This window comes from Streptomyces sp. NPDC045470 (assembly GCF_040646595.1).
GTDB lineage: Bacteria > Actinomycetota > Actinomycetes > Streptomycetales > Streptomycetaceae > Streptomyces.
The window spans coordinates 54,377-61,794 of the sequence record NZ_JBEZAN010000031.1; the positions used below are offsets into that span (position 1 = coordinate 54,377).

Annotated in this window: 10 protein-coding genes; 7 read left to right on the forward strand and 3 right to left on the reverse strand. The window is 72.9% G+C overall.

Translation table 11 applies throughout. The features are described 5' to 3' along the window. Positions 1 to 234 precede the first annotated feature (234 nt). The 4 genes from AB0A97_RS39505 (at position 235) to AB0A97_RS39520 (ending at position 3,489) form a co-directional block, all read left to right on the forward strand. Positions 235 to 1,704 carry a penicillin-binding protein 2 gene (locus tag AB0A97_RS39505; RefSeq protein WP_361160260.1) on the forward strand — a complete coding sequence of 490 codons (1,470 nt, stop codon included), beginning with the start codon at positions 235 to 237 and terminating at the stop codon, positions 1,702 to 1,704. 66 nt (positions 1,705 to 1,770) lie between these two features. Further along, positions 1,771 to 2,391 carry a nucleoside triphosphate pyrophosphatase gene (locus AB0A97_RS39510; RefSeq protein WP_361160263.1) on the forward strand — a complete coding sequence of 207 codons (621 nt, stop codon included), beginning with the start codon at positions 1,771 to 1,773 and terminating at the stop codon, positions 2,389 to 2,391. A 61-nt stretch (positions 2,392 to 2,452) separates the two neighbouring features. Continuing rightward, positions 2,453 to 3,190: a TetR/AcrR family transcriptional regulator gene (locus AB0A97_RS39515; RefSeq protein WP_361160266.1), complete on the forward strand. Its 738-nt coding sequence runs from the start codon at positions 2,453 to 2,455 to the stop codon at positions 3,188 to 3,190. A gap of 11 nt (positions 3,191 to 3,201) precedes the next feature. Beyond that, complete coding sequence (locus AB0A97_RS39520; RefSeq protein WP_361160269.1) at positions 3,202 to 3,489, forward strand: antibiotic biosynthesis monooxygenase; 288 nt, start codon at positions 3,202 to 3,204, stop codon at positions 3,487 to 3,489. Between the two features lie 49 nt (positions 3,490 to 3,538). Here the strand turns inward: AB0A97_RS39520 and AB0A97_RS39525 are convergent, their stop codons facing one another. Beyond that, positions 3,539 to 3,748 (reverse strand): DUF2180 family protein, encoded by a 210-nt coding sequence (locus AB0A97_RS39525; protein ID WP_361160271.1) that lies wholly within the window; start codon positions 3,746 to 3,748, stop codon positions 3,539 to 3,541. Positions 3,749 to 4,070: 322 nt separating this feature from the next. Next, complete coding sequence (locus AB0A97_RS39530; RefSeq protein ID WP_361160274.1) at positions 4,071 to 4,925, reverse strand: helix-turn-helix transcriptional regulator; 855 nt, start codon at positions 4,923 to 4,925, stop codon at positions 4,071 to 4,073. A 305-nt stretch (positions 4,926 to 5,230) separates the two neighbouring features. On the opposite strand from AB0A97_RS39530, the gene AB0A97_RS39535 reads away from it, so the two are divergent. Both AB0A97_RS39535 and AB0A97_RS39540 read left to right on the forward strand, forming a co-directional pair. Beyond that, entirely contained in the window at positions 5,231 to 5,959 is a 729-nt protein-coding gene (locus tag AB0A97_RS39535) for an IclR family transcriptional regulator C-terminal domain-containing protein (protein WP_361160277.1), read from the forward strand. Positions 5,960 to 6,017: 58 nt separating this feature from the next. Continuing rightward, positions 6,018 to 6,371 (forward strand): MOSC domain-containing protein, encoded by a 354-nt coding sequence (locus tag AB0A97_RS39540; RefSeq protein WP_361160283.1) that lies wholly within the window; start codon positions 6,018 to 6,020, stop codon positions 6,369 to 6,371. Here AB0A97_RS39540 and AB0A97_RS39545 read toward each other — a convergent pair. Beyond that, entirely contained in the window at positions 6,343 to 6,852 is a 510-nt protein-coding gene (locus tag AB0A97_RS39545; RefSeq protein WP_361160280.1) for a hypothetical protein, read from the reverse strand. The two genes, AB0A97_RS39540 and AB0A97_RS39545, sit on opposite strands and share 29 nt — an antisense overlap. 473 nt (positions 6,853 to 7,325) lie before the next feature. Here AB0A97_RS39545 and AB0A97_RS39550 point away from each other — a divergent pair. Continuing rightward, on the forward strand, positions 7,326 to 7,418 hold a 93-nt coding region (locus tag AB0A97_RS39550; protein WP_351219746.1), incomplete at its 3' end, for a biotin carboxylase N-terminal domain-containing protein.

The window sequence follows — 7,418 nt, forward strand, 5'->3', positions numbered from 1 at the left end:
GGCATGGGCGGGGCACGGCGTCGGCGCGCGGCCCGCGGTCACCGGCGGTCTCCACGGCGACAGGTCCGGGCACCCGTCTCGCACATTCGGACGAAGAGGACCAGCTCACACACCCCGCCTGCAACCGCCACCCCCAGTTGGGACATCCTTTACCCCTGAAGGCCGCAATCCGGGCGCCCTTACGGCCTTGGTCCCGCGCGGCACCGCGCCGTACGGCATGGGGAGTGGAGAGCGATGAACAGGCCGCTGAGACACATAGCCGTCTTCTGCGGAGTGCTGGTGCTGGCGCTGCTGGTGCGTGTCACCTGGGTCCAGTTCGTCCAGGCGGATTCGCTGGCGAACGACGACAACAACCGCCGGGTGAAGATCGAGGCGTTCTCCTATCCGCGCGGCAACATCATCGTCGGCGGCAAGCCGATCACCGGCTCGGTCGAGACGACCGGCGACTTCAAGTACAAGCGGGTCTACAAGGAGGGCCCGATGTACGCGCCCATCACCGGCTACGCCTCGCAGTCGCAGGGCAGCACGTTCCTGGAGGGCGTCTACAAGGACATCCTCAGCGGCAAGGACGACAAGCTCTTCCTCAAGCGCGCCAAGGACATCCTGACCGGGGAGAAGCCGCGCGGCGGCGACGTGCTGACGACCATCAGCGAGAAGGCGCAGCGGGCCGCGTACAAGAGCCTGACCGACCTCAAGGCCAAGGGCGCCGTGGTCGCCCTCGAACCGGGCACCGGCAAGATCCTCGCCATGGCGAGCACGCCGTCGTACGACCCGTCCGTCTTCGCGGGCAGCTCCTTCAAGGAGGGCGACCGGTACACCGCCCTCATCAAGGACAAGTCCAAGCCGATGAACAACCGGGCGTCCCTGGAGATCTACCCGCCCGGCTCCACGTTCAAGATCCTCACCGCGGCCGCGGCCCTGGAGCACGGCGTGGTCCCGGACATCGACACCCCGGTGCAGGCCCCGGTGCCGTACACCCTGCCCAACACGGCCACCAAGGTCGGCAACGACATCGCCTCCGCGCCGTGCGCGAACGCGTCCCTCAAGGTCGGTATGCAGTGGTCCTGCAACAACACCTACCTGGAGGCGGCGAACCGGCTCGGCAAGGACAAGATGCGGGAGACGGCGGAGAAGTTCGGCTTCAACCAGAAGCTCTTCACCCCGGTCCGTACGGCCACCAGCGGCTACCCCGAGAAGCTGGACAAGCCGCAGACCGCGCTGACCGGCATGGGCCAGGGCAGCCTGACCAGCACCCCGCTGCAGATGGCCATGGTCGTCGCCGGGCTCGCCAACAACGGCAAGGTCATGCAGCCGTACCTGGTCGAGGAGACCCGCGGCCCCGACCTGTCGACGATCGAGAAGTTCGAGCCCAAGGAGCTGAACCAGGCCGTCTCCGAGGACACCGCCAAGAAGGTGCAGCAGATGATGGAGAACACCGCGGAGAACGGCACGGCGAAGAAGGCGCTGATCGACGGCGTCAAGGTCGGCGCCAAGACCGGTACCGCCCAGCACGGCGCGGACGTCCGCGACGAACGCCCGTACGCCTGGTTCGTCTCGTACGCCAAGCAGGGCAACGGCTCGCCGGTCGCCGTCGCGGTCTTCGTCGACCCCTCGGACATGGACATCCCGCGCAAGGAGATCGCCGGTGGCAAGCTGGGCGGTCCGATCGCCAAGAAGGTGATGGAGGCCGTGCTCGGCAAGTGAGCGGCGGCAGGTACGGAGCGGGGCGGGCGCCGAACGGTGCCCGCCCCGCTCCGTACGATGGCGGGCATGACCGTTCAGCCCGGCCCTGCCGCCCGCCGTCTCGTCCTCGCCTCCCAGTCCCCCGCCCGGCTCGGCCTGCTGCGCCAGGCCGGGCTCGCGCCAGAGGTCGTCGTCAGCGGCGTGGACGAGGACGCGATCACCGCGGACACCCCCGCCGAGCTGGCCCGGGTGCTCGCCGAGGCGAAGGCCGCCGCGGTGGCCGCGCGGCCCGAGACCGCCGGCGCCCTCGTCATCGGCTGCGACTCGGTGCTGGAGCTGGACGGCCGGGCGCTCGGCAAGCCCGCCGACGCGGAGGACGCGACCGCCCGCTGGAAGTCGATGCGTGGCCGCTCCGGGGCCCTGCGGACCGGCCACTGCGTGATCGACACGGCGGCCGGGGACCGTCAGGTGTCGGCCACCGCGTCCACCACCGTCCACTTCGGCGAGCCGAGCGACGCGGAGATCGCCGCGTACGTGGCCTCCGGCGAACCCCTGTACGTGGCGGGCGCCTTCACGCTCGACGGCCGGTCGGCGCCGTTCATCGACGGCATCGACGGTGACCCCGGCAACGTCATCGGCCTGTCCCTGCCGCTGCTGCGGCGCCTGCTGGCCGATCTGGATGTCGCGATCACCGATCTCTGGGCGTAAGGGCCCGCAGGGGCGGCCGCGGCCATTGCCGCGGCGTCGCAGGCGCACGTAACATACATACATGGACGTACGTAAGGGTGGAGCGGGGGCGGCGGACGGCCGGGAGCCCGCCGGACCGGCCTCGGCCAGGCCCTCCACCGGCCCGGCCGGCAAGCCGCCCCGCACCACCCAGGCCGACCGCAGGGCGCGCACCCGTGCCGCGCTCCTGGAATCGGCCGCCCGGGGACTGTCCCGCTACGGCTACGGCAACCTCCGGCTCGAACAGGTCGCCCAGGACGCCGGGTACACCCGCGGCGCGCTCTACCACCAGTTCACGGGCAAGCAGGACCTGGCGCTGGCGGTGACCGAGTGGGTCCTGGACACCTGGTGGCAGGAGGTCGGCCGGCTCGTCGAGCAGGAACGGGACCCGGTCGCGGCGCTGCTCACCCTGGCGCGCGGGCACGCCGTGTACTGCCGCCGGGACATCGCCCGGGTGGCGATGGCACTGCGGCTGGAGTTCGCCGGGCAGGACCACCCGGTGGGGCGCGCGGTCGAGAAGGGCTACCGGGCGCTCGTCGAGCGCTGCACCGGCCTGGTCACCGCCGCCCGCGAGGCGGGCTCGCTGCCGGACGGCCCGCCGCCCCGCACCCTCGCGCTGGCCTTCGTCGGCGCGGTCGAGGGCACGTCGATCGCCCTGTCCGGCCGGGCCCCGTACGACGAGTCGCTGGTGGCCGGGGCCGCGGCCGGCGCGCTCGGGCTCCCGTACGGGCCCGGCGACCGCGCGGGCGCGGCCCGCGCCCCTCGATCGGGGACAAGGTGAAGGAGAGCGTCATGAAGGTCGGCATGGTGGCACACCACTACCCGCACGCGGCGCACCGCGCGGAGTTCGTCACGCGCGTGCGCCGCGTCGCCGAGGAGTTCCGGCGCACCCCGGGGTGCCTGTCGGCGGACTGCTGGCTGGCCGCGGACGGGGACGCGGTGGTCTCGATCGTGGAGTGGGAGTCCGAGGAGGCGTCGGCCGCGTCCCTCGCCGCCGTGCAGGCGGCGCCCGGGATCGACCTCGCCTACGACGAGCGGGAGTCCCGGCCGCGCGAGATCGTACGGCTCGCGGCGCCCTGAGCGCCGGCCGGGCGGGTCACCGGCCCTCCCCGCCCGCGGCCGCCCGGCGTCAGGCCGCCGCTGTCGCGGCGTGCCGGCAGTGCGTGCACAGCAGGCGGCGGCCCGCCGAGTGGGCCGTGCTGCGGCCCAGGCCCGCCGTACGGTGGACCGTCCGCGGAACGGCGGCGGCGTGCGCGGCGCAGGCCGCCGCGCCGCAGTCCGCGCAGACGGCCAGCGCGGCGGTCTCGCTGCCGAGTTCCGCACAGTCGAAGCACTGCATTCAACAACTCCTGGTGAGCTTGGTTCCGTGATCGCCGGAAGGGCGACCGTTCTGACTGAACGGCATCCGGCCTCCGCGCATTCCGGGAATTCACGCGCGGTGACCACCGTCACGGTGCCGCGGAATTCGGCGGACGCCCAGGCCCCTTTTCTCCCGGGAACCGCATTCCTGGTAATGCCACGGCCACCCGGGAATCCGGACGGTCCGGCCGACCCGGCCCGCCCGACCCGCGACGCTCCGGCCCACCCGAACCGCCCGAACCACCCAGCCCGCCCGGACCGCCCGGACCGCCCGGACCGCCCGAACCGCCCGAACCGCCCGGTCAGCCTTCCGCCACCAGCCGGCGCAGCTCCCGGTCGGCCGCCGAATCCGGCTCGGCCAGGTACACCACCACGGCCTGGTCCGGCTCGTCCGGCAGCCGCAGCGTCTCGAAGGACAGGTCCAGGGCGCCCGCGCGCGGGTGGTGCAGCGGCTTGCTGCCGTACGTCTTGTCGCGGACGTTGTGGTCGGACCACAGGCGGCGGAAGTCCTCGCTGTGCTCGGTGAGTTCGGCGATCAGCGCGGCCAGCTTCGGGTCGTCCGGGTGCCGTCCGGTGTCCAGCCGCAGGAACGCCACCGTGTCGTCGGCCTTCTGCTGCCAGTGGACGTACCGCCGGCGCGCGGACCGGTCGAGGAACGTGAGGCGGGCGAGGTTGCGCTCCTCGGGCGGCAGGGCCGGGAAGTCGGCGATCAGGATGCGGGCCAGCTCGTTCCAGGCCAGCACCTCCTGGCGGCGGCCGACCACGTAGGCGGGCGAGTACGCGAACGTCCGCAGCAGCCGCAGCACGCCGGGCCGCACCTCCTGGCCCTGCCCGGCGGCCGGCTGCCGGGTGTCGTCGTGGCGGCCCTCCTCGCCCCGCACCAGCGCGTACAGGTGCGCCCGCTCGTGTGCGTCGAGCCGCAGGACGTGCGCGATGGCGTCCAGCACCTCGGCCGAGGCGTGGCCGCCGCGGCCCTGCTCCAGGCGTACGTAGTAGTCGACGCTGACCCCGGAGAGCTGGGCGAGTTCCTCGCGGCGCAGGCCCGGCACCCGGCGGCGCCCGCTGAAGCCGGTGCCCGGCCGCAGGCCCGCGTCCTCGGGGCGCACCCGGGCCCGCCGCGATCGGAGGAATTCCCGTAGTTCGGCCCGCCGGTCCATCGTTCTCACCTTCGATACCGCGGGCTGCGCACCCTTCGCCACGGAACCCGTACTTTCCTGCATCCCTGCTTCTTCGCCGCTTTCCCGCTCGCCCTGCCGCACCACCGCCCCACTTTCCGCATTCCTCATGGGGCTCATCGCTCATTCTCGCGCAATCGCTTTCCGGCCGCGGAGGAAGGGGAACCGCCCAGCGTACTTCCGTGCCCCCGGCAAAGCTGTGCGAGGCTGGTAAGCCCGTCCACACGCGCCACCCGCGCGCGCACCGCACACACCGCACCCCACGCCCGTCCCGGAGGGAGACCGCCATGCCGCAGTCCGTCGACCGTGCCCTGGACCTGCTCGACGCGGTCGCCGCGGCGGCGGAGCCGGTGACGGCGAAGGCGCTGGCCCGGCAACTGGACTGCGGACTGTCCACGGTCTACGACCTGCTGGGCTCACTGACCGAACGCGGCCACCTGGCCCGTACCGCCGCCGGCTACACCCTCGGTTACCGCGTCCCGGCCCTGCACCAGGCCTTCCAGCGGCAGTTGCGGATCGACGAGCGGGTGCACGAGGTGCTGCTGCGGCTGCGCCGCTCCTCCGGCGCCGATGTCTTCTTCAGCACGTACCGGGACGGCGAGATCGCCGTACTGGACGGCGCCGCCGGACCGGACTCGGCCTTCACGGTCGGCCAGGACACCGCCGCACACGCCACCGCACACGGCCGCGCCCTGCTCGCCTCCCTCCCCGCCGCCACCCGGCGCCAGTACCTGGCCACCGGCGGGATGCGGGCGCGGACCGCGCGCACCATCACCGCCCCCGAGCGACTGGAACGGGAACTGCGCCGGGTCCGCCGGAACGGGATCGCCGTGGAACGCGAGGAGGCCGCGTCCGGCATGGCCTGCGTCGCCGTACCCGTACCGCTACGCCCCGGCGGCCCCGGCACCCCCGCCACCCTGACCGCCGTCTCGGCCGCCCTCCCGGTGAAGGACTTCGCCCGCCTGCGCGCCCCACTGACCGAGGCACTGCGGCGGGAGGTGGCGGCGCTGGGGTGAGAGGCGGCACCAGCCCGGACCGGGCGATCGCCGACCGGGGGCCGAGGCGCTGGAGCTGCTGTGTGAGCGGCTGACGGGACAAGGTGCGGCGCCGCTGCCGGTGGACCGGTTCGGGCCCAACGTCGTGGTCGACGGTGGGGACGAGCCGCACACCGAGGGCCGGACGCGCCGGCTCGCCCTGAATGGCGCCGAGTTGGGGTACGCCGAACCCGCCGTGCGGTGTGCCGACACCACCGTCGATCAGGGGTCCGGGGCCCGGAGCGGTCCGGAGCCGCTGCGGGCGCTGGGCGGGCACCGGCGCACGGCCTCGGGCGGCGTCGTGTTCGGCGCGAAGTTCACCGTGCTGCGGCCGGGCAAGGTGGCGGTCGGGGACGCGGTGGCCGTCAGTTCGTGGGGCGGGCCGGAGTGGTAGCCGGGGTGGCAGGGCTGCCGGGGGCGGTGTCCTCGTCGTTCGAGATGTCAGTCGGGACGGTGTAGGACGTGCCGTACGCCGTCAGTGTCAGGACCAGCAGCGCCAGGACGGCCATCAGCACCGCGAACGCCGTCCAGCCGACCAGCCCGACCGCGAAGGCGCCCAGGACGGCGTGGACCACGGCGCAGCCGACGAGGGCGATGCGCCCGAGTGTGCCGGGCGGGCGGTCGCGCAGGCCGATGCGGGCCAGGAGGACGGCGCAGCACACCAGGTGGAGCGCGAAGACCGCGCCGAGCACCCAGGCGCCGGTGGACATCGCGCCGGGGTCGACGCCCGCCATGGACATCTGCTGCTTGTCCACCACGATGCTCAGGACCCAGTTCAGGAAGAGGACGCCGAGCGCCTCCAGGACGAGCACCACCGCCGCCACCCACGCCACCGGTCTGCGTGCCGCCACCCCGTCCACCCACTTCCCGGTCACGCGTTGCGCTGTTACCGCGAGTACGAAAGAACACCGGGCACGCTACTCCTGAGTACCCCCGGCTCTACAAGACCCCGGAGCCGGGTATGGGCTCGGAAGCGGAACGAACCGGAGGGGGGCGACGGCCGGTGTGGTCCTGGGGGCGCGAGCGGGCGCGCCCGGGGCGGCGCGGGCCGGACCCGGACACACCAGCGGGCAAAGATTCTTTCGCCCATTCGTAGGGACTCCACAAAGAAACGGGGTTCCGGTGAACGGACGGGAAGCGAGACCTTGCCCACATCTTGATCACCCCACCGCCCCCGGAATACGGGCCTACCCTGGGATACCGGGGGACTTCGGTCCCGTATCCGCACCGGGCACACGCTCCGTGTGGGCAAGCTCACTACCGGGAACGGGTCGGCACGCGGTGTCGCCAGTCCCTAAACTCGCGACGTCCTAATTTGTTGCGGCGAAGCGCCAAGGAGGAACCGATCGTGCGCAAGGTGCTCATCGCCAACCGAGGCGAAATCGCTGTCCGCGTTGCCCGGGCGTGCCGGGACGCCGGAATCGGGAGTGTGGCCGTCTAC